Source organism: Actinophytocola sp., assembly GCF_036378875.1.
In the GTDB taxonomy this organism is placed as follows: Bacteria; Actinomycetota; Actinomycetes; order Mycobacteriales; family Pseudonocardiaceae; genus Actinophytocola.
On sequence record NZ_DASUVO010000162.1, the window covers coordinates 57098 to 83225 of the forward strand.

31 protein-coding genes are annotated in these 26128 nt (G+C 70.4%); 20 read left to right on the plus strand and 11 right to left on the minus strand.

Going from position 1 to position 26128, the window contains the following annotated elements; all coding sequences use genetic code 11:
- Positions 1-301 precede the first annotated feature (301 nt).
- The 3 genes from VF106_RS45115 (at position 302) to VF106_RS45125 (ending at position 4266) form a co-directional block, all read left to right on the plus strand.
- On the plus strand, positions 302-1279 hold the full coding sequence (locus tag VF106_RS45115; protein WP_330846223.1) for a hypothetical protein: 978 nt from the start codon (positions 302-304) through the stop codon (positions 1277-1279).
- Positions 1280-1308: 29 nt separating this feature from the next.
- A complete protein-coding gene (locus tag VF106_RS45120; protein ID WP_330846224.1) occupies positions 1309-3810 on the plus strand; it encodes a DEAD/DEAH box helicase in 2502 nt (833 codons plus the stop codon).
- A 117-nt stretch (positions 3811-3927) separates the two neighbouring features.
- Positions 3928-4266: a hypothetical protein gene (locus tag VF106_RS45125; RefSeq protein WP_330846225.1), complete on the plus strand. Its 339-nt coding sequence runs from the start codon at positions 3928-3930 to the stop codon at positions 4264-4266.
- Here the strand turns inward: VF106_RS45125 and VF106_RS45130 are convergent.
- Positions 4190-5356 carry an MFS transporter gene (locus VF106_RS45130; RefSeq protein WP_330846226.1) on the minus strand — a complete coding sequence of 389 codons (1167 nt, stop codon included), beginning with the start codon at positions 5354-5356 and terminating at the stop codon, positions 4190-4192. The genes VF106_RS45125 and VF106_RS45130 overlap by 77 nt on opposite strands.
- A gap of 95 nt (positions 5357-5451) precedes the next feature.
- On the opposite strand from VF106_RS45130, the gene VF106_RS45135 reads away from it, so the two are divergent.
- A complete protein-coding gene (locus VF106_RS45135; protein WP_330846227.1) occupies positions 5452-5820 on the plus strand; it encodes a YrdB family protein in 369 nt (122 codons plus the stop codon).
- 2 nt (positions 5821-5822) lie between these two features.
- Here VF106_RS45135 and VF106_RS45140 read toward each other — a convergent pair whose 3' ends face one another.
- From VF106_RS45140 to nudC, 4 genes are all read right to left on the minus strand, one after another.
- Positions 5823-6266 carry a barstar family protein gene (locus VF106_RS45140; protein ID WP_330846228.1) on the minus strand — a complete coding sequence of 148 codons (444 nt, stop codon included), beginning with the start codon at positions 6264-6266 and terminating at the stop codon, positions 5823-5825.
- 13 nt (positions 6267-6279) lie between these two features.
- Positions 6280-6900, minus strand: coding sequence for a phosphoribosyltransferase (locus VF106_RS45145; RefSeq protein WP_330846229.1), 621 nt, complete (start codon positions 6898-6900; stop codon positions 6280-6282).
- A gap of 212 nt (positions 6901-7112) precedes the next feature.
- A complete protein-coding gene (locus tag VF106_RS45150) occupies positions 7113-7856 on the minus strand; it encodes a class I SAM-dependent methyltransferase (RefSeq protein WP_330846230.1) in 744 nt (247 codons plus the stop codon).
- Between the two features lie 31 nt (positions 7857-7887).
- Entirely contained in the window at positions 7888-8742 is an 855-nt protein-coding gene (gene nudC / locus VF106_RS45155) for an NAD(+) diphosphatase (protein ID WP_330846231.1), read from the minus strand.
- A gap of 19 nt (positions 8743-8761) precedes the next feature.
- On the opposite strand from nudC, the gene VF106_RS45160 reads away from it, so the two are divergent.
- The 7 genes from VF106_RS45160 (at position 8762) to VF106_RS45190 (ending at position 14112) form a co-directional block, all read left to right on the plus strand.
- Positions 8762-9277, plus strand: a complete 516-nt coding sequence (locus VF106_RS45160; protein WP_330846232.1) for an XdhC family protein — start codon at positions 8762-8764, stop codon at positions 9275-9277.
- An 84-nt stretch (positions 9278-9361) separates the two neighbouring features.
- On the plus strand, positions 9362-9937 hold the full coding sequence (locus tag VF106_RS45165) for a hypothetical protein (RefSeq protein ID WP_330846233.1): 576 nt from the start codon (positions 9362-9364) through the stop codon (positions 9935-9937).
- A gap of 105 nt (positions 9938-10042) precedes the next feature.
- Positions 10043-10798, plus strand: a complete 756-nt coding sequence (gene fabG, locus VF106_RS45170) for a 3-oxoacyl-ACP reductase FabG (protein WP_330846234.1) — start codon at positions 10043-10045, stop codon at positions 10796-10798.
- 8 nt (positions 10799-10806) lie between these two features.
- Positions 10807-11259: a MaoC family dehydratase gene (locus VF106_RS45175; RefSeq protein ID WP_330846235.1), complete on the plus strand. Its 453-nt coding sequence runs from the start codon at positions 10807-10809 to the stop codon at positions 11257-11259.
- Between the two features lie 11 nt (positions 11260-11270).
- Positions 11271-12425: an acyl-CoA dehydrogenase family protein gene (locus tag VF106_RS45180; RefSeq protein WP_414639216.1), complete on the plus strand. Its 1155-nt coding sequence runs from the start codon at positions 11271-11273 to the stop codon at positions 12423-12425.
- On the plus strand, positions 12422-13507 hold the full coding sequence (locus tag VF106_RS45185) for an acyl-CoA dehydrogenase family protein (protein WP_330846237.1): 1086 nt from the start codon (positions 12422-12424) through the stop codon (positions 13505-13507). The genes VF106_RS45180 and VF106_RS45185 overlap by 4 nt, the downstream gene beginning before the upstream one ends.
- A gap of 56 nt (positions 13508-13563) precedes the next feature.
- Positions 13564-14112 (plus strand): TetR/AcrR family transcriptional regulator, encoded by a 549-nt coding sequence (locus VF106_RS45190; protein WP_330846279.1) that lies wholly within the window; start codon positions 13564-13566, stop codon positions 14110-14112.
- On the opposite strand, the gene VF106_RS45195 is transcribed toward VF106_RS45190, so the two are convergent.
- From VF106_RS45195 to VF106_RS45205, 3 genes are read right to left on the minus strand one after another with little or no spacing between them, the layout of a single operon-like run.
- A complete protein-coding gene (locus VF106_RS45195; protein WP_330846238.1) occupies positions 14100-14882 on the minus strand; it encodes a DeoR/GlpR family DNA-binding transcription regulator in 783 nt (260 codons plus the stop codon). The genes VF106_RS45190 and VF106_RS45195 overlap by 13 nt on opposite strands.
- A gap of 52 nt (positions 14883-14934) precedes the next feature.
- Complete coding sequence (locus tag VF106_RS45200; RefSeq protein ID WP_330846239.1) at positions 14935-15873, minus strand: CU044_5270 family protein; 939 nt, start codon at positions 15871-15873, stop codon at positions 14935-14937.
- Positions 15866-16429, minus strand: coding sequence for an RNA polymerase sigma factor (locus VF106_RS45205; RefSeq protein WP_330846240.1), 564 nt, complete (start codon positions 16427-16429; stop codon positions 15866-15868). The genes VF106_RS45200 and VF106_RS45205 overlap by 8 nt, the downstream gene beginning before the upstream one ends.
- Positions 16430-16536: 107 nt before the next feature.
- On the opposite strand from VF106_RS45205, the gene VF106_RS45210 reads away from it, so the two are divergent.
- The 6 genes from VF106_RS45210 to VF106_RS45235 are packed head-to-tail and all read left to right on the plus strand — an operon-like array spanning position 16537 to position 20908.
- The gene (locus tag VF106_RS45210; RefSeq protein ID WP_330846241.1) at positions 16537-17460 is read left to right on the plus strand and encodes an RluA family pseudouridine synthase; all 924 of its coding nucleotides are present in this window, start codon (positions 16537-16539) and stop codon (positions 17458-17460) included.
- Positions 17461-17502: 42 nt separating this feature from the next.
- Positions 17503-18405 (plus strand): ROK family protein, encoded by a 903-nt coding sequence (locus VF106_RS45215; protein WP_330846242.1) that lies wholly within the window; start codon positions 17503-17505, stop codon positions 18403-18405.
- A complete protein-coding gene (locus VF106_RS45220) occupies positions 18402-18830 on the plus strand; it encodes a 1-phosphofructokinase family hexose kinase (RefSeq protein ID WP_330846243.1) in 429 nt (142 codons plus the stop codon). Before VF106_RS45215 ends, VF106_RS45220 begins: the two co-directional genes overlap by 4 nt.
- Positions 18811-19641: a class II fructose-bisphosphate aldolase gene (locus VF106_RS45225; protein ID WP_330846244.1), complete on the plus strand. Its 831-nt coding sequence runs from the start codon at positions 18811-18813 to the stop codon at positions 19639-19641. Before VF106_RS45220 ends, VF106_RS45225 begins: the two co-directional genes overlap by 20 nt.
- A gap of 33 nt (positions 19642-19674) precedes the next feature.
- A complete protein-coding gene (locus VF106_RS45230) occupies positions 19675-19986 on the plus strand; it encodes an ArsR/SmtB family transcription factor (protein WP_330846245.1) in 312 nt (103 codons plus the stop codon).
- Positions 19979-20908: an SRPBCC family protein gene (locus tag VF106_RS45235; protein ID WP_330846246.1), complete on the plus strand. Its 930-nt coding sequence runs from the start codon at positions 19979-19981 to the stop codon at positions 20906-20908. The genes VF106_RS45230 and VF106_RS45235 overlap by 8 nt, the downstream gene beginning before the upstream one ends.
- Here the strand turns inward: VF106_RS45235 and VF106_RS45240 are convergent.
- The 3 genes from VF106_RS45240 to VF106_RS45250 all read right to left on the minus strand — a co-directional run bounded on the left by VF106_RS45240 (position 20899) and on the right by VF106_RS45250 (position 23991).
- The gene (locus VF106_RS45240; RefSeq protein WP_330846247.1) at positions 20899-22146 is read right to left on the minus strand and encodes an aspartate aminotransferase family protein; all 1248 of its coding nucleotides are present in this window, start codon (positions 22144-22146) and stop codon (positions 20899-20901) included. The genes VF106_RS45235 and VF106_RS45240 overlap by 10 nt on opposite strands.
- A 136-nt stretch (positions 22147-22282) precedes the next feature.
- Positions 22283-22906 carry an MBL fold metallo-hydrolase gene (locus VF106_RS45245; protein ID WP_330846248.1) on the minus strand — a complete coding sequence of 208 codons (624 nt, stop codon included), beginning with the start codon at positions 22904-22906 and terminating at the stop codon, positions 22283-22285.
- On the minus strand, positions 22906-23991 hold the full coding sequence (locus tag VF106_RS45250) for an S-(hydroxymethyl)mycothiol dehydrogenase (RefSeq protein WP_330846249.1): 1086 nt from the start codon (positions 23989-23991) through the stop codon (positions 22906-22908). The genes VF106_RS45245 and VF106_RS45250 overlap by 1 nt, the downstream gene beginning before the upstream one ends.
- Positions 23992-24084: 93 nt before the next feature.
- On the opposite strand from VF106_RS45250, the gene VF106_RS45255 reads away from it, so the two are divergent.
- The 3 genes from VF106_RS45255 (at position 24085) to VF106_RS45265 (ending at position 26011) form a co-directional block, all read left to right on the plus strand.
- Positions 24085-24501, plus strand: coding sequence for a VOC family protein (locus VF106_RS45255; RefSeq protein ID WP_330846250.1), 417 nt, complete (start codon positions 24085-24087; stop codon positions 24499-24501).
- 17 nt (positions 24502-24518) lie between these two features.
- Positions 24519-24890, plus strand: coding sequence for a hypothetical protein (locus VF106_RS45260; RefSeq protein WP_330846251.1), 372 nt, complete (start codon positions 24519-24521; stop codon positions 24888-24890).
- Between the two features lie 173 nt (positions 24891-25063).
- Positions 25064-26011 (plus strand): MBL fold metallo-hydrolase, encoded by a 948-nt coding sequence (locus VF106_RS45265; RefSeq protein WP_330846252.1) that lies wholly within the window; start codon positions 25064-25066, stop codon positions 26009-26011.
- Positions 26012-26128 lie beyond the last annotated feature (117 nt).

The following is a 26128-nucleotide window of genomic DNA, read 5'->3' on the forward strand; positions in this document are numbered from 1 at the left end:
CAAACGCAACGGCGACCGCGACAACAGACGAGGCGGCGGCCGCCGCGAGGTAACGCAGGGACATCACAGGCCCTCCCGACCGGGCATAAATGTGAAATTGTTTCAGCAGTGATTCTGGTCGCCCCCGGCGAGAAGAGTCAAGATCGCCGCACGGTGAAGGTTGCGGTGCGAGCATCGTTTTTGCATTAGCGCACCCGTTCGACCACGGGAAGTAGTTTGCGCCGACCATCCGGGCGGAAATGCCAACCCATGGGGTGACAACCCGTGACAACTTATGCGCGGTCAGTGCACGGTATACCTCATGTCAGTTGACAACCTCAGACACCGATTACTCGTCCAGTGCCCGCCGGAACGAGCGGACACCGTCGCGCCCATCACCAACCGGTACCACTCCGGCCTCGTGCTGACCGGTCCCAAGCCCAGCACGACCGTCCGCCACCTACAACGGCTCCACTACCCCGGGCCGATCCTGTGCGACGCAGCCCGCTACACGGGCCGGCACAGCGTCCCGGCCAGCGTCGGCCTCACCGCCGCCTGGATCGCCGAACAGCACGACCTCGGCCTCGTCGCGCTGACCGACTCCGGCTACCTCGCCGCAGGCGACTGGATGGGCCTGGACCGGCTTCTCACCGACGCGTCGAACCACCCGCCGCCCCTGCTCGTCACCCTCCCGCTGGCCGCCGGCTGGTTCATCGAACGCCCGCGTCTCAACCAGCTGATCACCACGCTCAACGAGGCTGGGCTGCCCGTCGCGGTCGTTCCCGGCTCGTGCGGCGGCCAGCCCGTCACCAGCGGGCTCGTCCGGCTCCTCACGGCGACCGTGCCGGTCGTGGTGCTGCGGGCCGACGTCGGCGCCCTCGGCGCGGTCTGCAACGGCGCACACGCCGGCGCGCTCGGCATCACCTCCGGGCTGTTCGTCCCGGCGCTGCTCGGTCACCACCGCTCGGCCGTGCTCGCCCGCATCGTGGCGCGGACGCCCGGCCTCGCCGGGTTATGGCCGTGTGACTGCCCGGAGTGCGCGGGCACCGTGCCGACGCACCTGTCGGCCGGGGGCATCTACCGGCACTCGCTGCACACGCAACTCGCGCTCGGTGACCGGCTGCGACACGATCCAGCGACCTGGCGGGAGCAGTGCGGGCGCGCGCTCGGCGTGCACCGTGCCGTCGGGGAGGTCATGCCGAACTGGCCGCCGCCGACCGCGCTGCGGTCCTGGCACGACCTGGAGCCGCCAGCGATCCCGAGGCAGACCTCCGGCGAGCACGCCCGTCGACTCCCGTAGCGACAGGACGTGGGACCATCGATCCCATCATGACTCTCACCGACGTGCTGCCCGCTGAACAGGATCCGGACGCCCTCTTCGACGCCTTCTCCACGTGGGCGGAGAACGAGGGTCTGTCGCTGTACCCGGCGCAGCAGGAGGCGATGATCGAGATCGTCTCCGGGGCGAACGTCATCCTGTCCACGCCGACCGGCTCCGGCAAGAGCATGGTGGCCACGGGCGCGCACTTCACGGCCATGGCCGCCGGGCAGCGGAGTTTCTACACCGCGCCCATCAAGGCGCTCGTGTCGGAGAAGTTCTTCGCGCTGTGCGACACCTTCGGCGCGGAGAACGTCGGCATGATCACGGGTGACTCGAGCGTCAACGCGGCGGCGCCGATCATCTGCTGCACCGCCGAGATCCTGGCCAACATCGCGTTGCGCGAGGGCTCGGCGGCCGACGTCGGCACGGTGATCATGGACGAGTTCCACTTCTACGCCGAGCCTGACCGCGGGTGGGCGTGGCAGGTGCCGCTGCTGGAGTTGGAGAAGGCGCAGTTCCTGCTGATGTCCGCGACGCTCGGGGACGTCACGCGCTTCCAGGAGGACCTCACCCGCCGCACCGGCCGCCCGACGGCAGTCGTCACGTCGGCGGAACGGCCGGTGCCGCTGTTCTACTCGTTCCGGATGACCCCGCTCCACGAGACGATCGAGGAGCTGCTCAGCACCAGCCAGGCGCCGATCTACGTCGTCCACTTCACGCAGGCGGCGGCGCTGGAGCGGGCGCAGAACCTGATGAGCATCAACGTCTGCTCCCGCGAGGAGAAGGACCGGATCGCGAAGCTCATCGGCAACTTCCGGTTCACGGCGGGCTTCGGCAAGACGCTGTCCCGGCTCGTGCGCCACGGGATCGGGGTGCACCACGCCGGCATGCTGCCGAAGTACCGCCGGCTGGTCGAACGGCTCGCGCAGGCCGGGCTCATGAAGATCGTGTGCGGCACCGACACGCTGGGGGTCGGCATCAACGTGCCGATCCGCACGGTCGTGTTCACCGCGCTGTCCAAGTACGACGGTCAGAAGGTCCGGCTGCTCAAGGCACGCGAGTTCCACCAGATCGCCGGGCGGGCCGGACGGGCCGGCTACGACACGGTCGGCAACGTCGTCGTGCAGGCGCCCGAGCACGTGATCGAGAACGAGAAGGCCCTGGCCAAGGCCGGCGACGACCCGAAGAAGCGCCGCAAGGTGGTGAAGAAGCGACCGCCGGAGGGTTCGATCGGGTGGGGCGAGCCGACGTTCCAGCGGCTCATCGAGGCCGAGCCTGAGGCGCTGACGTCGAGCTTCGTGGTCACGCACTCGTTGCTGCTCAACGTGATCGGCCGCCCAGGCGACGCGTTCACGGCCATGCGCAAGCTGCTGGAGGACAACCACGAGGACCGGCCGGCGCAGCGGCGGCACATCCGCCGCGCCATCGCCATCTACCGGGCGCTGCTCGCCGCCGGCGTGGTCGAGCGACTGTCCGAACCGGACGAACAGGGCCGCGAGATCCGGCTCACCGTGGACCTGCAGCTGGACTTCGCGCTGAACCAGCCACTGTCGCCGCTCGCGCTCGCGACCATCGAGCTGCTGGACAAGGAGTCGCCGTCCTACCCGCTCGACGTCCTGTCGGTCATCGAGGCGACGTTGGAGAACCCGAGGCAGATCCTGTCCGCGCAGGAGCACAAGGCGCGCGGCGAGGCCGTGCAGGCCATGAAGGCCGACGGCGTGGAGTACGAGGAGCGGATGACGCTGCTCGAGAACGTCACCTACCCGAAGCCTCTCGAGGAGCTGCTGCACGGGGCGTACGAGACCTACCGGCGCGGGCACCCGTGGGTGGCGGACTACCACCTGTCGCCGAAGTCGGTGGCGCGTGACATGTTCGAGCGCTCGATGACGTTCACCGAGTACGTGAGCTTCTACCAGCTGGCGCGCAGCGAGGGCATGGTGCTGCGCTACCTGGCCGACGCGTACAAGGCGCTGCGGCAGACCGTGCCGGACGAGGCGAAGACCGAGGAGCTGACCGACCTCACCGAGTGGCTCGGCGAGCTGGTCCGCCAGGTCGACTCCAGCCTGCTGGACGAGTGGGAGAAGCTGACCAACCCGACCGACGAGGTGGTGTCGGCGGACGCCGACGAGCGGGCCCCGGCCGTGACGCGGAACGTGCGAGCCTTCCGGGTGCTGGTGCGCAACGCGTTGTTCCACCGGGTGCAACTCGCCGCCGCCCGGCGGTTCCACGAGCTGGGCGAGCTCGACGGCGAGTCCGGTTGGGACGCCGACGCGTGGGCGGACGCGCTGGAGCCGTACTTCGCCGAACACGACGAGATCCGCACCGGCCCGGACGCCAGGGGCCCCAGGTTCCTGATCCTCACCGAACACGAGGATCGTTGGGAGGCAAGGCAGATCTTCGACGACCCGGCCGGCGACGGCGACTGGGGCTTCACCGCGGAGATCGACCTGGCCGGATCGGACGAGATCGGCGCGGCGGCGGTCCGGGTGATCAACGCAGGCCAGCTGTAGCGGGTGGTACGGGGATGCCGCGCCGAAACTGGCCGGGGGCAATGCCGTACGTGCGTTTGAAGGCGTTCGCGAAGGCGTACTCGGAGGTGCCGCCCACCCGCCTCTCGGTTCACGCCGATGCTGTTCGTGGAACCAGCCACGCAGGAGATAGAGCAGCAGTGTGTCGAGCAGGGCGGGCACGATCGTGTCCACGCCGATCAGGCTCGCATCATCGGCGACGAGATCGGCCGCCCGGTGCACTGGGTGGAGACGTCACCCGAGAACGCACACCAGCGGATGCTCGCCATGGGCTGGCCACAGGAGACCGCGGACGGTGTTCTCGCCGCCCAGGCCGCGATGATGACGAAACCCGCACCACCGACGTCAACGGTGCACGACGTCACCGGGATCGCGGCACGCGCGTTCCGCCAATGGGTAGCCGACCACGCGGACAAGTTCCGGCGACAACCACGATGACGAGCGTCGCGGTGAGGCCGCCGAGCAACAGCACGGTCGACGGGGAGGTCCGGTCCACCACGACGCCGCCGGCGAGCGCGCCGAGCCCGATCGTGGCCTGGAACGACGCGGTGAACAGGACCGAGGCAGCCTCCGGAGTGCGTGGTAAGGCCTTGACGAACCACGTCTGTGAGCAGACGGGCACGGCCCCGTAGGCGAGACCCCACACCACGAGGAGCGCTGCGGCCCCCACCAGCGAGGTGCCGCTCAGTGGGAGCAGCAGCGTGGCGCCCGCCAGCAGAGCCGCGCTCGTGCCGAAGGCCGCACGTGGATACCGCGCGACAGCGGTCCCGGCGAGGAAGTTGCCGGCGACGCCGGCCGTGCCATAGACGAGGAGCAGGACCGTGATGTTCCCCGAGGACAGGCGCGGCACCTGCTCCAGAAAAGGAGTCACGTAGGTGTACGTGCCGAAGTGCGCCAACACGATCAGAAAAGTCAGCAGCAATGCGATACGCGTCCGACCGAGCGCGGCCCGGAGGACGCCGAGGTCGGTCACCTGAACCGGGGGCAGCGGCGGCACCACGACGGTGAGAGCCACCAGCACGAGCCCGGAAAGGACCGCCAGGACGACGAAAGCCGTGCGCCAGCCGGCGACGTCACCGATGAACGTGCCGGCGGGCACGCCGAGGACCGAGCCGAGCGGGACGGCGGAGAAGATCACCGCGGTGGCCCGCGGCACCGAACCGGGAGGGACGAGCCGTTCGGCGAGACCGGCGGCGACGGACCAGAACCCGCCGATGGTGATTCCCACGAGTACTCGCGACAGCAACACGGTCCAGTAGCCCAGCGCGGCGGCCGCGGCGAAGTTCGCGAGTGTCAGCAACAACATCAGCGCACGCAGGAGCTGCCTGCGGTCCACCCGAGCGGTCGCGACCGTGACCACCGGCGCGGCGACGGCGGCCAGGAAGCCCGGCATGGTCATCATCAGCCCCGCGGTTCCGTCCGAGACGGCGAAGCTGTCGCCGATCGAGGTGAGCAGCCCGATGGGAAGGATTTCGGCTGTCACGATGGAGAAGATGCCCATGGTGACCGACAGAACAGCTGGTGACATGTGCTCCAGTTCAGCAATCGGTGAGCCGGAAAGCTGGCGTGTTCCGGACGAGCCCGTGCGCGGTCCACAATGGTCGGTGGCCGTAGGCTGTGCCGGTGACATCCGAAGACACGCCGCGGTTGCAGGGGATCTCGGGCATCGTGCTGGTCGGCCGATTCCTCAGTGAGCTGGCCATGTTGGCCGGTCTGGCCGTGGCCGGCTATCGGCTCGGTGACGGCGTGGTGTTCAGCATCGTCGACGCGGTACTGCTACCGGTGGTCGCGGCGGCTCTGTGGGGTCTGTTCCTCGCGCCAAGGGCGGGACGGCGGCTGCCGGAGCCGACCCGGTTCGTGACGGAGTTCGTCCTGTTCGGGGCGACCGGGCTGGTGCTGGCGCTGTCGGGGTTGGTGGTCGCGGGCGTCGTGGTCGGGGTCGCCGGGATCGGCTTTGCCGTCCTGACCCGCGTCTTCGCCAAGGACGGCTGACCTCAACCCTGGTCGACCAGGCACACCAGGCGGTGGCCGAACAGCATGGCGAAGTGCGCCTGCCTGGTGATGATGTCGAGGATGACCTGGGCGGCCGGCGGTTCGCGGCGTGCGAACGCGTCGTAGGCGGTGAACACCAGGACGGTGCCGGTCGCCTCGGCGGAGGCGCCGTACTGGTACATCGCGACGTCGCGGAGGCAGTCGTTGAAGGCGTCGAGGTTGCGGCCGTAGTAGTCCGGGAAGTCCAGCGCCTCCGCGATGTCGCGGTGGAAGTCGGCCTGGCTCGCCCACGCACCCGCGTCGAAGCGGTGGACGAGGTAGCCGAGACGGGCCAGCGACGTGACATCCTCGTGCAGGCGGTCGCGGTCCCGGTAGTGGAGCACCGGACCGTTCTTGATCAGATGAAAGTCCGGTTCGAGCTCCGCGTCGGGATCGAAAGGCGCCACGCGAGGAGCCTACTTATCCCAGGAGTTCGCGCACCTGCTCGTCCGGCACCTGCGTGAAGTCCTCGTACCACTGGCCGACCGCGGAGAAGTGCCGGGGCGTGGCGGGGCAGACGACCTCGTCGGCGAGTGGGGCGAGCGCACGCAGGGAGTCGGGTGGCGCCACCGGCACGGCGAGCACGACGCGCGCGGCACCGAAGTGACGCAGGATCCGCAGCGCGGCGATGACGGTGGCGCCGGTGGCGATCCCGTCATCGACGAGGATGACGGTCCGGCCGGCCAGGTCCGGGCGGGGGCCGGGGCGCAGGACACAGGCGCGCCGCACGATCTCCGCGCGTTCGCGGGCCACCTGTTCGGCGAGGTCGTCCCAGGTGAGCCCCAGCTCGCGCAGGACGGCGTCGTTCCGGACGGTCACTCCGTCCTCCCCGACGGCGCCGACGGCCAGCTCGCGGCGGTTCGGCGCCCCGATCTTGCGGACGAGCACCACGTCCAGGTCGGCGTCCAGCGCGGCGGCGACCTCGGCGGCCACCGGCACGCCCCCACGAGGCAACCCGACGACGACCGGCTTGGCTTCGCGCAGGTGAGTGAGGCGCGTGGCCAGCACCCGACCCGCGTGAGCACGGTCTCGGAAGCGCATGGCATCACCTCCAGCCCTTCAGTGTTCACCGCGCGGCACGGTGATAGTATCGAACATGTGATCGATACCTGCCAACATGAGGAATGCGCCGAGGTGAGCCCGCCTGTGCACGACCACGTCGTGAGCCCACCGCCGGACGGAAGGGAGGCCAACCTGAGCCCGTGCGACCGACAACTTCATGCCCGACGAGCCAAGGAACACGCCTGATGGGGTTACGGCTTGCGTGCCTCGATCAGGAAGCGGGAACTGTGCGCGACGAACGGCCCCTCGCGGGTGATCTTCTCGTGTAGTTCATGGAGCTTGGGGCGGTGTTGCGCCACCGTGAACCCGGGCATCATCCAGATCACCTTGCGCAGGAAGTAGACGACGGCGCCGATGTCGAAGAACTCGATGCGTAGCCGGGCGGTGCGCAGGTCGACGACCTCGAGTCCGGCGGCCTCGGCCATGGCGCGGGCCTGCTCGGGGTCCCGCCCGTCCCGCCCCAGCGGCCCGCGGAAGAACTCGACGAGCTCGAACACGCTGGCGGGCCCGATCTCCTGGGACAGGTAGGTGCCGCCGGACGCCAGCACGCGGGCGATCTCCGGCCAGGGGGCACGCACCGGATGGCGGCTGACCACGAGGTCGAACGCGTTGTCCTGGAACGGAAACGGCGGCTCGCCACGGTCAGCGACCACGGTCACCCCGTGCGGGCCGAGGTTTCGCCGGGCCCGTGCGATATTGGGCGGCCAGGACTCCGTGGCCACGGTCAGCGGCGCGAGCCGGGGAACGCCGGCCAGCACCTCGCCTCCGCCGGTCTGGAGGTCGAGCGCGACCGACGCGCGCGCCATCCGCTCCCCCATGAGGCGCTGGTACCCCCAGGGCGGACGCTCCTCCGTGGCACGCCCCTCGAGCCAGGAGAAGTCCCACCCGTCGACGGACACCGCGTCGGCCTCGGCCACCAGCTCGTCGAACGACATGCCTCGACCATGGCACGGGACGGCGTCCGGCTCACCCGATTTCGCGCAACCACGTGTCGACGAGGAAGGACTCGATCGAGTCGCGCCGGCCCCCGCCGAGTGCACGTACCTCGTCCCGGGTGAACCAACGGGCCTCGATGAGCTCGTCGCGGTCCACGGTCACGTCCACGGTCTCCGCCACGGCACGAAAGCCGACCATGAGCCCGGACGGGAAGGGCCACGCCTGCGACGCCTGGTAGCTGACCTCACGCACCCGTACGCCGGCCTCCTCGTACAGCTCGCGGTGCACGGCGTCCTCGAGGCTCTCGCCGATCTCGAGGAACCCGGCGAGCGTCGCGTAGGCGCCTTCCGCGGCGCCCCGGTGCCGTGCGAGCAGGCAGCGCTGCCGGTCCGGGGCCTCCACGAGCATGATCACGGCCGGCTCGATGCGCGGGAAGTGCAGCTTGTCGCAGCCACGGCAGCGGCGGACGTGCCCGGCCTGCTCGGCGTCGGCGCGGCCGCCGCACGCCCCGCAGAACCGCTGGTTGCGGCTCCAGTGGAGCATGCCGCGGGCGTAGGCGAGGGTGGCCGCCTCCTGCGGGTCGAGCCCCGGGAAGAGCGCTCGGATGTCGACGACGGCGTCCGCATGGGCCTCCCGGAGCGCGGCGGTCTCGTCCAGCTCGGAGAGGTCGGCGGCGAACACGGCGATGCCGTCCGCGCCGAGAAAGACCGTCTCCCGCTCGGTCCCGGCCAGGTCGACCGGGTGCCCGCCGGCGACGAGGCACCGGTCCCGCCAGAACGCGAGGACCCGCCCCTCGGACTGGGCGCCGGCGAGCCAGGACTCGTCGGTGCGCCGGGCACGGTCCAGGGTCAGCCCGTTGTAGGGCAAAGTGACGTTCGTCGGCACACGTGCCACCCTAGGACTCATGGCGAACGACGACGCGAGCCGTGCGGTGGCACACGGCGACGCCCCGGCGGCGACGCAGACACGCACGTTGGTGGCGGTGTTCGCCTCGCCCGTGGCGGACCTGCTGCTGCGCTACGGCCAAGACCTCGGCTTCCGGCCGGTCCTGATCGAACCGGAGCGCGGCCGGGTCTCCCGCGACCAGACCATCGCCGCTGAGGTGCTCACTCACTTCCCCGGGCTCGGCGCGGACGCGGACGTCGTGGTGACCGACCACCACCGCGCGGAGATGGGTCCGCTGCTGGCGGAGGCGTTGAGGCTCCCGGTGCGCTGGATCGGCATCATGGGCAATCCGCGCCATCCCGGTCCCCACGTGGCCGCGCTGAAGGACCTGGGTGTCTCCGACAGCGAGATCGCCCGCGTCCACCGGCCCATCGGCCTGAACATCGGCTCCCGGACTCCGGCCGAGATCGCGATCGCCACCCTGGCCGGCCTCATCGCCGACCGCAACGGCAAGCCGGGCGGCTTCGACTTCTGAGACCGTGGCTTTGACAGTGCCACGACCGGGTGCTAACAAATATGGGAGCGCTCCCAGACTCCGCGACGACGCGAAGGCGAGACGATGTGGCGCATCCTGCTGTTCGTCGTGGTGGCGTTGGCGACCACCGGCTGCGGTGGTGACACTCCGCCCATCGCGCCCCACGGGCATCAGCAGGCCCCGTCCGACGACCCGATGTTGGCGCCCGCCGGCGACACCGGCACCCCGGCGCTGAGCCAACCCGTCGCGACGATGGACGACCTGGCCTCGTGGGTGGGTAGCGTGACCGGCGAGTGCGCTGACGTCACGGCGGCGAGCGAGGACGAGTTGGCCGACTACCTCGGACCGGCCCGGATGAGCTGGTACGGGCCGTTCGTCGCGGAGTGGGCGACGTGCGGCATCGAACCGTACGACAAGCTGGGGCTGGTGCTGTTCGAGCCGGGACAACAGCGCGCGCTGCAGGAGTTCTGGCTGCGCGGCCTCGAGTCGGGCGAGATCGCCGACAACCCGGACTGGGCGTTCGGCAACGGCTTCGCGGTCACCGCGGGCCCGCTGGGCACCGAACGCCTCGGCCTGCACTACCTGTGGTGCGAGCCGGTCGAAGGAACGGACACGCACACGATCCCCGCGGACGTCGAGGGCTGCGTGTACGCGAAGTGAGGGACCGCGGCCACCTCGCGAGTAATTCTCAGGATGGTTGCCCGGTCTCCACGCGCGAGGTAGCTTACTAAGCGCTTGCTTAGCTCGTCGACCGAAGGAGAATCCGTGGCCCCGTCCCGTGTCGCGATCGTCACCGGAGCTGCTCGTGGCATTGGCGCCGCCGTCGCCAAGCGTCTTGCCCAGGACGGCTTCGCCGTCGGGGTCGTCGACCTCGTCGAGGACAACTGCAAGGACACCGTCGCCGCCATCCAGGCCGCGGGCGGCACGGCTCTGGCGGTCGGCGCTGACGTGTCGAACGCGGAGCAGGTGGCGGCCGGCGTCAGCCGGGTCGCCGAGGAGCTCGGCGCGCCGACCGTGCTGGTCAACAACGCCGGCGTCCTTCGTGACAACCTGCTGTTCAAGATGTCCGAGGACGACTGGGACACGGTGCTGAACGTCCACCTGCGGGGCGCGTTCCTGATGAGCCGCGAGGTGCAGAAGCACCAGACGGAGCAGAAGTGGGGCCGCATCGTCAACCTGTCCAGCACCTCCGCGCTCGGCAACCGGGGCCAGGCCAACTACTCCGCGGCCAAGGCCGGCATGCAGGGCTTCACCAAGACGCTCGCCATCGAGCTCGGCAAGTTCGGCGTCACCGCCAACGCCATCGCGCCGGGGTTCATCGAGACCGACATGACCGCGGCGACCGCGGCCCGTGTCGGGATGGACTTCGAACGGTTCAAGGAGGGCGCGGCCGCCGCGATCCCCGTGCGGCGCGTCGGCCAGCCGGAGGACATCGCCGCGTGCGTGTCGTACCTCGTCAGCGACGAGGCCGGGTTCGTGTCCGGCCAGGTGATCTACGTGGCCGGCGGGCCACAGGACTGAGGCACACGATGCGCATCTTCGCCTCCCTCGACGAGTTCGCCGCCGCCAAGGGTGAGCACCTCGGCCACGGCGACTGGCACACGGTCACCCAGGAGCAGGTCGACCAGTTCGCCGACGCGACGGGCGACCACCAGTGGATCCATGTGGACGCGGAGAAGGCCGCGCAGGGCCCGTTCGGGACGACCATCGCCCACGGCTACCTCACGCTGTCGCTGATCCCGTTCCTGGGCAAGGAGATCTTCCGCGTCGACGGCCTGTCGATGGGCATCAACTACGGGCTCGGCAAGGTCCGCTTCCCGTCGGTGGTCCCGGTCGGCGCCCGCATCCGCGCCGGCGCGGAACTCGTCGACCTCACCGACCGGCCGCAGGGCACACAGGCCACCCTGCGGTGGACGATCGAGGTCGAAGGCAACGATAAGCCGGCCTGTGTCGCCGAGACGATCGTGGTGTACGTGCCGTGAACGACAAAGAGTTGCGGGAGCTGACCCGCGAGTTCCTCAGCAACAACGACCACCAGACCATGGACAAGGTGGACTTCCTGCGTGCCCGGTTCGACGCCGGTCTCGCGTGGGTCCACTTCCCCACCGGGCTCGGCGGCCTGGATCTCCCGCGCGCCATGCAGTCCGTTGTGGACGAGGAGTTGGCCGGCACGCCGGACAACGAGCCGCGCCGCATCGGCATCGGGCTCGGCATGGCCGCACCGACGATCCTCACTTTCGGCACGGAGGAGCAGAAGCAGCGCTACCTGCGTCCACTGTGGATCGGCGAGGAGGTGTGGTGCCAGCTGTTCTCCGAGCCGGGCGCCGGTTCGGACCTCGCCGCGGTCGGCACCCGGGCGGTGAAGGACGGGGACGACTGGCTGGTCACGGGCCAGAAGGTCTGGACGTCCAGCGCGCACAACGCCCGCTTCGCCATCCTGTTGGCCCGCACCGACCCGGACCTGCCGAAGCACGCCGGGTTGTCGTACTTCATCCTCGACATGACCGACCCCGGCGTGGAAGTCCGGCCGCTGCGACAGATCACCGGCGAGGCGGAGTTCAACGAGGTCTTCATGACCGACGCGCGGGTGCCGGACGCGAACCGGCTCGGCGCGGTCGGTGAGGGGTGGAAGGTCGCGCAGACCACGCTGATGAACGAGCGGGTCGCCATCGGCAGCCGTCCCACGCCGGGTGGCAGCATGGCCGACGTGGTCGCGCAGACGTGGCGCGACAACCCCGACAAGCACACACCCGAACTGCACGACCGGCTGCTGGACCTGTGGACGCGGTCGGAGGCGCTGCGGTTGGCGGGTGCCCGGCTGCGTCAGCAGCTCGCCGCCGGCGCCCCCGGCCCAGAGGGCTCGGCGATGAAGCTCGCGTTCGCCCAGCTCGCACAGCAGGTGTCAGGGCTCGAGGTCGAACTGCTCGGCGAGGACGGCCTGCGGTACGACGACTGGACGTTGCGCCGGCCGGAGAAAGTGGACTTCGTCGGCCGCGGCGCCGGCTACCGCTACCTGCGTGCGAAGGGCAACTCGATCGAGGGCGGCACGTCCGAGGTGCTGCGCAACATCATCGCCGAACGCGTGCTCGGTCTGCCGGCGGAACCCAGGACGGACACCAAGGTCGCGTGGAAGGACCTGCCACGATGAACCTGCTGTACACCGACGTCGAGACCGATCTCCGGGCCAGCGTCAGGGATCTGCTCACCGACCGCGCCCAACCGGCCGCGGTGCTGGCGCGCTGCGAGACTGACCAGCCGTACGACCTCGACCTGTGGCGTGAGCTGGTGGGTCTGGGCGCCACCTCACTGCACGTGCCGGAGGAGTTGGGCGGACAGGGCGCGTCGGTCCGCGAAACCGCGGTGGTCATGGAGGAACTGGGCCGGTTCGTCGCACCGGTGCCGTTCCTCGGCAGCGCGGTCCTCGCCACCACGGCGTTGCTGGGCTGCAAGCCGTCGAACGAGGTGCGCGAGCTGCTTGGCGCGATCGGTGACGGCTCGACGATCGCCACGCTCGCGCTGTCACTGGCCACCGCACCGGGTTCGACCACTCCGGACACCATCCGGTCCGGCAGCGGGCTGTCCGGCCGGATCCGTTCCGTCGCCGACGCGCGGGTCGCGGACGTACTGGTCGTGCCCGCGCAGGGCCAGGACGGGCTGGAGCTGCACGCCGTTCCCGTCGCACAGCAGGGAGTCACGGTCACGCCGGCGACCTCGCTCGACCTGACCCGCCCGATCGCGGACGTCACCCTCGACGGCGCGACCAGCACACCGCTGGCCGGCCCGGAGTCCGCCGAGTCCGCAGTAGACAGTGCACTGTGGACCGGCGCGGGACTGCTGGCCTCGGAGCAGCTGGGCATCGCGGAGTGGTGCCTCGACACGACGGTCGCGTACCTGAAGGATCGCAACCAGTTCGGCCGCCCGGTCGGCTCGTTCCAGGCGTTGAAGCACCGGCTGGCCGACGTGTGGCAGGACCTCGTGCTGGCCCGCGCGGTGGCGAGGAACGCCGCGGACGACCCCGGTCAGCTGGCCGCGAGCATGGCGAAGTCGCTGTGCTCGACGGTGGCGGTGCACGCCGCGGAGGAGTGCGTGCAGCTGCACGGCGGCATCGGCATGACGTGGGAGCACCCGGCGCACCTGTACCTCAAGCGCGCCAAGGCCGACTCGATCGCGCTCGGCACGGCGGGCCGGCACCGCCAACTGCTCGCGCCGCACGCGAACATCACCGCGTGACCGAGCCGCCCGAGGATCTGTGGCCGGACGTGCGGCCGGACACCGCACGCCGGCTGATGGCGGCCGCCGTCGAACTGTTCGCCACGCGTGGCTACCACGCCACGACGACCCGCGACATCGCGACGGCGGCCGGCATGTCCCCTGCCGCCCTGTACGTCCACTTCCCGGCGAAGTCGGCCGTGCTGTTCGCGATCAGCCGCCACGGCCACGAACGAACCCTCAAGCTGGTCCAAACCACCGTGGCGAAACACCCCGACCCGGTCGACGCCATGCGCACACTGGTGGAACAGTTCGTGGCCTGGCACGCGAAACGACACGTGATCGCCAGGGTCGTCCAGCACGAGCTGACCGCCCTGGCCCCGGAGGACTTCGAAGTGGTCCGGGAACTACGCCGCACCACCGAGAACCTGGTCCGCGACCTGATCACCCACGGCGTCGAGGCCGGCGTGTTCACGGTCCCGGACGTCCGGACCGCGGCCCGCGCCGTGCTGTCACTGGGCATCGACGTCGCCCGCTGGTACTCCCCCACCAGCAGACCAGCACCCGAGGTACTGGGCAAACAGTACGCGGAACTGGTGCTGAGCATGCTCGGCTACACGAGCTGAACCGTCACGCCCTCTGCCTCGAACGCGGCCACCAGCTCCGGGGATGCGTCGATGTCCGTGATCAGCGTGTCGATGGCCGATGTCGGGCAGATGCGGGCGAAGGCGTGGCGGCCGAGCTTGGTGCTGTCGGCCACCACGACCACGCGGCGGGCGTGTTCGGTCATCAGGCGGTTGATGCTGGCCTCGCCCTCGTGGTGGGCGTACGCCCCGCGCACGGGGTCGACGGCGTCCACACCGAGGAACACGACGTCCATCGTGATCTCGTCGAGGACTCGGGTCGCCAGGGGGCCGCTCAGCTCGAACGAGGCCGGCCGGGCCACGCCGCCCGTCACGACGATCTTCACCTGTGGACGGACGGCCAGCTCGCCTGCGATGTTGAGTGCGTTGGTCACCACGGTCACGCCGGGCTCGTCCGTGCCGTTCAGTTCCGGGCGCAGCGCGAGGGCTCGTGCGACCTCGGTTGTCGTGGTGCCGCCGTTCAGGCCGACGACGTTTCCCCGTGCCACCAGTGCGGCGGCGGCGCGGCCGATCCGTTCCTTCTCCGAGGTGTGGCGGCCGGTCTTGTAGCGCAGTGGCAGGTCGTAGGCCACGTTGTTGACCACCGCGCCGCCGCGGGTCCTGGTCAGCAGTTGCTGCTCGGCGAGGTGGTCGAGGTCGCGGCGGATGGTGGCGGCGGACACGTCCAGCTCCTCGGCGAGGTCGTCCACGTCGACCCTGCCGCGCTGCCCGAGCAGGTCCAGCAGGGTGCTCAGCCGCTCATATCGATCCACGCGGTGCAATGTAAACCGGTGGCCGGGAGGAGCTCCCGGCCACCGGTACCGCTTACGACGGCAGCGTGTCGGTCCACTCGGTGGTGATCTCGGCGCTGCCGGTCTCGTCGACCGAGTAGATCGCGCCCTCCGGGGTGACGAACCTCGACGCCCCGGTCACCTGGCCGGTCGCCGTGTCGACGACGAACCGCTGGCCGCCCGGCAGCAGCAGGCCCTGCCCGCCCGGCACCTCACCCAGGCTCTGGACATCCGGGAACGTGGCGATCGCGCGGAAGGCCGCGGCCCGGACCTCCGGCGGCGCCGGCAGCGTGGACACCAGCATGAACAGCGAGTCGAACTGGGCCTCCGCCAGAAGCTCCGGGGTGTCCCGCAGCGGTCCCGCGCTCGACCTGCCGTCGCCGTTCCGGATGGCCTCGATGATCCAGGTCTTCAGGGCCTCCGGCTCGGTGGGCAGGGCCCGCAGCTGCTCGAGCGTCAGGCCAGCGCCGTACATGTCGAACGGGTACTGCCTCGGCTCCCCGATCCCCGGCATGGCCTTGCCGTCGGTCTTCAGACCACCGAACCACGTCCGGCCGTCCCGCCCGGTCCAGTAGTCCCACGTGTCCGCCGGGTCCACCGGACCGTCGGCGCGCACGATAGTCACCTTGACGTGCCAGTACTCGCCGGAGCCCTCGGGGGCCTTCGCGGCCGCGGTGGCCGCCGCGAGGAGGACCTGCTGGGCGGTGACCGTCTTCGTCGGCGCGGCGTTGTCGGCACTCACCGTCGGGTTGTCGGTGCCGGCGGGCTGGCCGCCGGGCAGGACCGCGATCGCCACGGCGGCAGCGGCGGCCGTGACCGTGATGCCGGTGCCCACGGCCAGCCACCGGGTGTGCCGCCGGGGGCCCGGTCCGCCGTTGATCCGGTTCTGGAGCCGGTGACGGCTGTGGTCGATCACGTCCTGGCACGGGTCGGGCTCGGCGAGTGCCGCGTGCAGTGACTGCAGGTCATTCATCGGGTGTCTCCTGAGAAAGGACAAGGTTGAGCTTCTTGCGGGCACGGGTGAGCCGGGAGCCGACCGTGCCGGGGGAGATGCCGAGCGCTTCGGCCACTTCGTCGTAGGCGAGCTGGCCGAGCGCCACGAGCAGGAGCACGTCCCGCTCCCCTTTGGACAACCGGGACAGCGCCGGCGCGAGCCGTGGGAGCAGCCGCTTGGCGGCCACGGACGCGACCACCCTGCTCTCGTGCCCCTCGACGGCCGAGGTCACCTCGAGACGCGCCAGCGCGCGGTAGTGGCGGGCCTCTTTGCGGCGGTGCCGGGCCACCAGGTTCGTGGCGATGCCGAACAGCCAGACCCGCAGGTCACCGCGCCCGGGGTCGAACGAGCCCCGGCGGTCGAACGCGACGAGAAAGGTCTCCGCGGCGACGTCCTCGGCGGTCTGCGTGCCCAACCGGCTCGCCACGTAGCCGTAGATGGTCGCGAAGTAGCGGTCGTGCACCTCGGTGAACAGCTGCGGGTCCCGTGTGAGCCGGGCGGCCAGGTCGGCGTCTGACACCTGCGTTCCCGTCATATGTGTCCCTCGGTCATGTGGGTCCCTTCCAGTCGGCGGTCAGCTTTCACCACTACTTCGCCGTTCGCCGTTTCTTCTTCCCACGGGGTGATCCGTACGCTGGCGGGGTGCGCCGAACCACCCCCGCTCCCCTGCCGCAACGCCACGGCCTCGACCCGGCGCGCCTGCGGCTGCCGGAGGACGGCACGTGGCCGACGGTGCGGGCCTACCTGGGCGCGCGGCTGCCGAAGGTGGCTCCGGAGCGGATCGACGCGATGCTGGCCGAGGAACGTTTCGTCGCACTGGACGGTCCGGTGACGGCGACCACGAGGTACACGCCCGGCACCTTCGTGTGGTTCCACCGGGACCTGCCCGACGAGGTGCCGGTGCCGTTCACGATCGACGTCGTGCACCGTGACGACGACATCGTGGTCGCCGACAAGCCGCACTTCCTGTCGACCATCCCGCGCGGGCGGCACGTCGTGGAGACGGCGCTGGTGCGGCTGCGGCGGCAGTTGGGGCTGCCGGCACTCGCGCCGGCCCACCGCCTCGACCGGCCGACCGCTGGGCTCGTGCTGTTCGTCGTGCGCCGGGAGCTGCGCGGGAAGTACCAGACGCTGTTCCGGGACCGGCGCGTGCACAAGGAGTACGAGGCGGTCGCCCCGCACCGGCCGGACCTGGCTCTGCCTACGGTGGTGCGGAGCCGGATCGTGAAGGAGCGCGGCGTGCTCGCCGCGCAGGAGGTGCCGGGCGAGCCGAACGCGGAGACCCGTGTCGAGCTCCTCGAACAGCGTGACGGGCTGGGCAGATACCGCCTCCTGCCGGCGACCGGCCGCACCCACCAGCTGCGGCTGCACATGTGCGGGCTCGGCGTCCCGATCCTGGGTGACACGTTCTACCCGACCGTGCTGGACCACCCGCTCGACGACTTCACCCGGCCACTGCAGCTGCTCGCGCAGGTGCTCGAGTTCGACGACCCGGTGTCCGGCGAACCACGCCGGTTCGAAAGCCGTCGGCGTCTGCTGGCGTGGCACTCTCCCGCCGAATGGTGACAGGTACGGTGATGCGACCCCACTACCTGCGAAGGCGGTGACATGGACCGGCTCGTCGCGGCCATCGACGTCGGCGGTACGTCGATCAAGTCGGCTCTCGTGGCCGAGGATCTGAGCGTGGTGCACACGCTCAGGACCCCAACCCGGCGGGTCGACGGCTCCGTGGACGTCGCCCAGATCGTCGAGTTGATCGAGGAGCTGCGGGCCAAGGCCGGTGACGCGGTCGTGGTCGGCGCCGGGGTCGCCGCGCCGGGGATCATCGACGAGCGCCTCGGGCTCGCCCGGGTGGGCGTCAACCTCGGGTGGCGGGACCTGCCGCTGCGGCAGCTGGTCGCCGACGCCGCGGGCATCCCGGTCGCGCTCGGGCACGACGTGCGCACCGGTGGGCTCGCCGAGTTCACCGTCGGTGCGGCGACCGGCGTGCGAAACGCGATGTTCATGCCGATCGGCACCGGGATCGCCGCGGCCGTGCTCGTCGACGGGCACCGGCTCGACGCCGACGGGTACGCCGGTGAGATCGGGCACATCGTGGTCGACCCGGACGGCGCGGTCTGCGGCTGCGGGATCCGCGGGTGCCTGGAGACCGTCGCGTCCGCCGCGTTCATCGCACGCAACTACGCCGAGCGCAGCGGCAAACCCGTGACCAGGGCGGCCGACGTCGCCGCCGCGGTCGACGCCGGCGACCCGGACGCGCTCGCGGTCTGGGAACGCGCGGTCGAGGGGCTGGCGACCGCGCTGACCACGGCGATCACGTTGCTGGCACCGGAGGTGGTGGCGATCGGCGGCGGGCTGTCGGAGTCGGGTGACACGCTGCTGGTGCCGCTGCGCCGGTCGCTCGAGGGGCGCACCACGTTCCAGCGCGTGCCGACCCTCGTGCGGGCGGCGCTCGGCGACAACGCCGGCTGCATCGGCGCCGGGATCCTGGCGTGGCAGGCGGCGGCGTGATTCTGACCGTCACACTCAAGACCGCGTTCGACGGTCGCGCGGTGGGCAGGGGCATCGACGTGGCCAGGGCGCTGCACGCGCTCGGGCACGAGACCATGGTCACCGGGCTCGTCGACGCGGAAAACGGTCCGGCGATCCGCGCGGACGTGCTGGCCGCTGGGCTGCGGGAGTCGCTGTTCGACCTGGCGGGCGATCGGGTCACGATCTCGGACTGGGCCGACTTCATGGGCGGCTTCTACGCGCTCGCGGCACGAGCGTCGGTCGTGGTGCTCTCCGGCGACCTGCCGGACGGCCTGCCCGCCGACGCCTACGCCCAGCTGACCCGCACGACCTCAACGCCGGTCGTCCTGGACACGTCCGGCGCCGACGCCGCCCATGTCGCCGCGATGGTCGTGGAGGAGCAGAATGCTCACGCCGACCGCTGACATCGTCGACGCCGCCAAGGCATCCGGGCGCGGGGTGGGCGCGTTCAACGTGATCCAGGTCGAGCACGCGGAGGCCATCGTCGCGGGCGCGGAGAAGGCCGGCGCGCCGGTGGTGCTGCAGATCAGCGAGAACGCCGTGCGGTATCACGGGTCGCTGGAACCGTTGGCGCGCGCCACGTTGGCGATCGCGGCGGCCTCGTCGGCGCGGGTCGCCGTGCATTTGGACCACGCCACGGACGTCGCGCTGGTCCGGCAGGCGGTGGAGCTCGGGTTCGGCTCGGTGATGTACGACGCGTCCACGATGTCCTATGTGGACAACGTGGCGGCGACCGCGGACGTGGTGCGGCACTGCCACTCCCGCGGCGTGTACGTGGAGGCGGAACTCGGCGAGGTCGGCGGCAAGGACGGCGTGCACGCGCCCGGCGTCCGCACGGACCCGGCCGAGGCCGCCGAGTACGTCGCGGCGGTCGGGGTCGACGCGCTGGCCGTGGCAGTCGGCACCTCGCACGCGATGCTGACGCGGGACGCGACCGTCGACTTCGGACTGATCGAGCGGCTGGCGACGGCTGTCCCGGTGCCGCTGGTGTTGCACGGGTCCTCAGGGGTGCCGGACGACGACCTGCGGCGCGCGGTGGTGGCCGGGATGACGAAGGTGAACATCGCGACGCAGCTGAACAAGACGTTCACGGCCGCGGTCCGCGCGGTTCTCGACGCGGACCCGTCCGTCGTGGACACCCGCAAGTACGTCGGCGCCGGCCGGGACGCGGTGGCGGCGGAGGTGGCCAGGCTCCTCGCGGTTCTGGGCGCTTGACATTGAATATGCCCATCGGGCTATATTGCCACTATGGCATCCATGTTCGAGGTGCTGGCCGAACCACGCCGCCGGGAGATCCTCGATCTCCTGCGTGACGGTGAGCGTCTGGTCGGTGACCTGGTGGAACAGTTGGCACTGGCACAGCCGACCGTCTCCAAGCACCTGAAGGTGCTGCGGAGCGCGGGACTCGTGACGGTCCGGCAGGACGCGCAGCGGCGCTGGTACCGCGTGCGCCCGGACCCGCTCACGGAGATCGACGAGTGGCTGGCGCCCTACCGTCGCATGTGGACGAACAGCCTGGATGCCCTGGAACGCCACCTGGAGACGATGGACGATGACTGAAGCGACTCTGAGCTACGTCAACGGGGAACCGACACTGCGGTTCGAGCGCCGGCTGCGGCACGCGCCGGCGAAGGTGTGGCGCGCGGTCACCGATCCGGCGGAGATGAGGCACTGGTTCCCCGCCGAGGTCGAGGCCGAGCTGCGGCCGGGCGCCCCGATGCGGTTCACCTTCCCGGACGAGGCCCCGGTGGACAGCGTGTGGGAAGGCGAGGTGCTGGAGGTCGACGAACCGAAGGTGTTCATGTTCCGCTGGGCCTCCGACGTCCTGCGCATCGAGCTGATCCCGGACGGCGAGGGCTGCCGGCTGGTGTTCACGCAGACCATCGGCGGCGGCCGGATCGGCTTTCTCGGCGCGGGCCGCACGGCCGCCGGCTGGGACGCGTGCCTCGACCAACTCGTCGCGCAGCTCGACGGAACCCCGGCGCCGGAAAGCGCCGACTGGCTCACCCCGATGGCGCACTACGTCGAGAAGTTCGACCTGGGCAAGGGCACGGTGACGCCGACCGACTCCGGCTGGCGACTCCACTTCGCCCGGGATCTCGTGTGGAAACCGCCGACGGACACGTGGCGGGCGCTGACGGAGGGGCAGGACGTCGGCACCGAGCCCCCGCTCCGGGCGACGAACGGCAACGTGCCGGCCGGCCGGGTGGTGGCCGTGGAACCGCCACGCGTGCTGGAGTACGAGTGGCTGCACGACGGCGAGCCGGCGGGCACGGTCCGCTGGGAGTTCCACTCGGACCCCGCGCTGGGTGAGCGGGTAGAACTGACCCAGACCGTGCCGGCACACCTGGCGGGTCTGCGGCCGCTGGCGCTGGCGTCCTGGCACCTGCACCTGGAGCTGTTCTTCACCGCGATCATGGGCGAGGACCCGGGTGCGTGGTCGCCGGCACGCGTGGCCGAGCTGACCAAGCGCTACACGTGAGTGACGGCCTGCCGCCACAACGTGATGCCCTCGTCGATCTGGTCGGCATTCACCACCAGCGGCGGGATCATCCGGACCACGTTGCCCGCGGCACCGCAGGTCAGCAGTAGCAGACCTGCCGCGGCGGCCGCCTGCTGGACCCGGGCCGCGGCGGCGGGATCCGGCTCGCCGTCGCGGTCGACGAACTCGTTGCCCAGCATGAGGCCGAGACCACGCACGTCGCCGATGGCCGGCGCGTCGGCCGCCACCTTCGCGAGGCCCTCCCGCAGCCGAGCGCCCTGGGTGGCGGCGTTCTCCACCAGACCCTCGTCCCGCACGACGTCCAGCGTGGCGAGCGCCGCCGCGCACGCGACCGCGTTGCCGCCGTACGTGCCGCCCTGCGAGCCGGGCCATGCCTTGGCCATCAACGCTTTCGGCGCCGCGATGGCCGACAGCGGGAACCCACTCGCGAGGCCCTTGGCGGTGATCAGCACGTCCGGCCGCACGCCGAAGTGGTCATGGCCCCAGAAGCGGCCGGTGCGCCCGAAGCCGGTCTGCACCTCGTCGATCACCAACAGGATCCCGTGGCGGTCGGCACGTTCCCGAAGGCCACGCAGGAACTTTTCGGTCGCGGGCACGTACCCACCCTCACCGAGCACGGGCTCGACGAAGAACGCCGCCGTCTCCGCCGGGGCGCTCATCGTCTGCAGGGTGTAGTCCAGCTCGCGCAACGCGAAGCGCGTCGCCTCCTCCTCGGACCAGCCGTACCGGTAGGCGGTCGGGAACGGCGAGACCACCACCCCACCCATCAGCGGCGCGAACCCGGCCCGGAACTTGGTCCCGGACGTGGTCATCGACGCGGCGCCGATCGTGCGACCGTGGAACGAGCCGTGGAACACGACGACGTTCGCCCGGCCGGTCGCGTGCCGGGACAGCCGCAGCGCCGCCTCGACCGATTCGCTGCCAGAGTTCATGAAGAACAGCGAGTCCAGCCCGGGTGGGAGCACCTCACCGAGCCGTTCGGCCAGTGTCAGCAGTGGCCGGTGCCGCACGGTCGTGTACTGGCCGTGGATCAGCTTCCCGGCCTGCTCACGCACGGCCTCGACCACCCTCGGGTGACAGTGCCCGGTGCTGGTCACCCCGATGCCGGCCGTGAAGTCCAGGTACCGGCGCCCGTCCTCGCCGTAGAGGTACACACCCTCACCACGCTCCGCGAGAACCGGCGTCGCTTGCTTCAGGACCGGGGACAACTCAGCCATCGAACACCCTCCCTGTCGATTGTCGACAATCCTACGGTCTGAGTGCACGTTGATCCAGTGCCCAGAAATACGTACGGTCGACCGTATAGTCAATATCGAACTATACGGTCGACCGTACGTTTAGCGATAGCGCGGTTCAGTGGCCGCGCGCGATCCATTCCTCCAGGTGTGGGGCCTCCGCGCCGATCGACGTGTCGTCGCCGTGGCCGGTGTGGACCACGGTTTCCGGCGGCAGGGTCAGGAGACGGTCGCGGATCGAGTCGACGATCGTCGGGAAGTCCGAATAGGACCGACCGGTCGCGCCGGGGCCGCCCTGGAAGAGCGTGTCGCCGGTGAAGAGCACGCCGAGGTCGGGCACGTGGAAACACACCGCGCCCGGCGCGTGGCCCGGCGTGTGGATCACAAGTACCTCGGTTCCGGCGACGTGCAGAACGTCCCCGTCGGTGAGGGTGTCGGTCGGCCGGGCCTCGTCGTGGGCGAGTCGCCATAGCACGTCGTCGGCCGGATGCAGGAGCACGGGGGCGCCCACCAGTTCGGACAGTGCGGGTGCGGCGTTCACGTGGTCGTTGTGCGCGTGAGTGCACGCGATGGCCAGGACTTCGCGCCCTCCCACGGCTTCGGCGATCGCGTTCGCGTCGTGCGCGGCGTCGATCACCAGCACCTGCTCGTCGTCACCGAGCAGCCACACGTTGTTGTCGACCTCCCAGCTGCCGCCGTCGAGGTTGAACGTCCCCTTGGTGACGACCTTCTCGACCCGCATCAGAAGACCACCACGGACCGCAGCACGTCTCCGTGGTGCATCTTGGTGAACGCCTCCTCGACCTGGTCGAGCGCGATCGTCTCGGTCACGAACGCGTCCAGGTCGAGCCGGCCCTGCCGGTAGAGGTCGACGAGGTACGGGAAGTCCCGGGACGGCAGGCAGTCGCCGTACCAGCTGGACTTCAGCGAGCCGCCGCGCGAGAAGAAGTCGATCATCGGCATCTCGATCTTCATGTCCTGGGTCGGCACGCCCACCAGCACCACGGTGCCGGCCAGGTCGCGGGCGTAGAACGCCTGCCGCCACGTCTCGGGCCGGCCGACGGCCTCGATCACGACGTCCGCGCCGAACCCGTCGGTCAGCTCACGCACGGCCTCGACCACGTCGCCCTGACCGGCGTTGATCGTGTGGGTCGCGCCGAAACCCTTGGCCCAGTCGAGCTTCCGGTCGTCCAGGTCGATCGCGATGATCTTCGTGGCACCGGCGAGCCGGGCACCCGCGACGGCCGCGCTACCGACGCCACCGCAGCCGATCACCGCGACGCTGTCGCCGCGCGTGACGCCGCCGGTGTTGATGGACGCGCCGATGCCGGCCATGATCCCGCAGCCGAGCAGGCCGACGGCGGCCGGCGACGCCTCCGGATCGACCTTTGTGCACTGTCCGCTGTGGACCAACGTCTTCTCGACGAACGCACCGATGCCGAGCGCCGGCGATAGCGGCGTGCCGTCGGTGAGTGTCATGGGCTGGGCGGCGTTGTGGGTGGCGAAGCAGTACCAGGGCCGGCCACGCAGGCACGCGCGGCACGTGCCGCAGACGGCCCGCCAGTTGAGGATCACGAAGTCGCCGGGCGCCACGTTGGTCACACCGTCACCGACCTGCTCGACGACTCCCGCCGCCTCGTGGCCGAGCAGGAACGGGAACTCGTCGTTGATCCCGCCCTCGCGGTAGTGCAGGTCGGTGTGACAGACACCGCACGCGTGGACCCGGACCACGGCCTCACCGGGCCCGGGATCCGGCACGACGATCGTCTCGACCTCGACCGGAGCGCCCTTCTCCCGCGCGATGACGCCCCGTACCTCCTGAGCCATGTGCTCGTCCTTCCATGCGCCGTTGCTGATACGTACTTCTACCAGCTTTTCTCGCGGACCGAAGTTGTCCGCGAGGGCTGTGAGGCTGTGCTCATGACCACCTTGCACAGCTACCTCAGCTATGTTGACGCGCCGGCCGCGCTGACCTGGCTGGAAAACGCGTTCGGCTTCCAGACCACGATGCGCTGGGACGACGAGAACGGCACCGTCGCCCACGCCGAACTACGCCTCGGCGACGCGTCGATCCTCGTGTTCAGCGACGACGGCCAACACTACGACCACGCGCGACCGAAGTCGAACGACGCGGTCGGGCACGGCACCTATCTGGCGTTGGCGGACGACGCGACCGTGGACGCGGTGTGGGAGCGCGCGCTGGCCGCGGGCGCGGTGCCGGTGTGGAAGCCGGAGAGCACCGAGTGGGGCAACTACCGCTGCCGGGTACGCGACCTCGAGGGCTACGAGTGGTCGTTCGGGACCCACAAGCCGGGCGAACCGAACGGCGAGTGGTGAGGCTCTAGCATCCGGCCATGAGCATCGCGCTGTGGCCTGTGTTCGCCGACGATCACGAGCACGGTCTGGTCGACGAGGGCGTCGTACTCCTGGACGCCGCCGACGAGCTGGACGAGATCGCCGCGGCCGCGGGCCGCACACCGCTGACGGGTTTCGACGCCTACTCCGCCGTGCCGGACGAGGTGGTGGCCGAACGGGCACACGACGGGATGCCCGACCTGTCCGACTTTCCCGTCACGTGGCACGACCCGGCCGACGCGGTGGCCACACTCGACACCCTCATCGCCGCGGCGACGTCCGAGGAGCTTCGTGAGGCGTTGACGGCGTTCCGCACAGTTCTGTGGGAGGCCGCCGAACGCGGGACGCGGTTCCACCTCACGCTGGCCTGAGCCGATCCGGGGATGGCCTCCGGCCCCCGGTTTCCAGCCTAGCGACGGGGACTGACATTTTCGGCGACGCCGGACGTTCCCTGTGGATGACGCTGGGGCGATAGTGATTCGCTATCGCCCCAGGCGGGGCGCGATATTGGACGGCCGTACCCGGCTCATGCTGTCGTGCGCCCATGACAGAGATCAAACGGAGGGGATTTCTCGGGGCGGCCGCCGCGGTGGCCGGGGGCGTTTCCCTGGCGGGCAGCACCACTGCCACCGCGGCCGCCGCCGCTGCTGGGCTCACGCTGCGCTGGTGGGGCAACAACAGTTGGGAGATCCGGCTTCCCGGCGGCAAGACGGTCCTGATCGACCCGTGGCTGACCCGGTTCAAGACCGGCACGTACACACCGGAAGGTGCGAACCCGAGAACCCGCCTGGCGGTCGACACGACGCTCATCGACTCCTATGTGGACTCCGGGGAGCTGCGTGCCGACCACATCCTGGTGACCCACGGCCACTACGACCACCTCACGGACGTGCCGTACCTGGCGAAGAAGACCGGCGCGACAGTGCTCGGCACCGAGACACACCTCAACCTCATGGCCGCGCTCGGCGCGCCGAAGGGCCAACTCTCGCTCGCGACGGGCGGTGAGCAGCTGAACTTCGGCGACTACACCATCCGGGTCCTGCGTTCGCTGCACTCCGCGTCCGGCGAGCGCGCGACCGTCGCCTTCCCCGGCACCCGCCCGGGCTACGGCGCGGTACGCCTGCCGAAACCGACGACGATCCAGGACCTCGTCGAGGGCGGCACCCTCGCGTTCATGGTGAGTGGCGGCGGGACGAGCGTGCTCAACTTCGGCGGCTCGAACTACATCGAGTCCGAAGTGGCCGGTCTACGACCGGACGTCGTGCTGGTACCGGCCGGTGGCGGCAAGATCGTCGACTACGTGTCCCGGCTGCTGCGGGTCACCGGCCACCCCCGCTACGTCGTCCCGACCCACTGGGACGACTTCGACTACGCGCTCACCGAACCGGCCCGCGACTGGGGCGGCCTGGAACCGCTGCGTACCGCCGTGACCGCAGCGAGCCCGACGAGCACGTTCCGGGTCATCGACCACCTGGAGACGTTCACCCCGTAACACCCGCCGGCCGGCGCCGGGTTGTGCTCTACCTGGCGCCGACCGGAATTGTCGGTGCCCACTGGTAGCGTTGAAACCGGGGGACCCCCGGGTGCACCAATGGGACTTTCGTGCGGG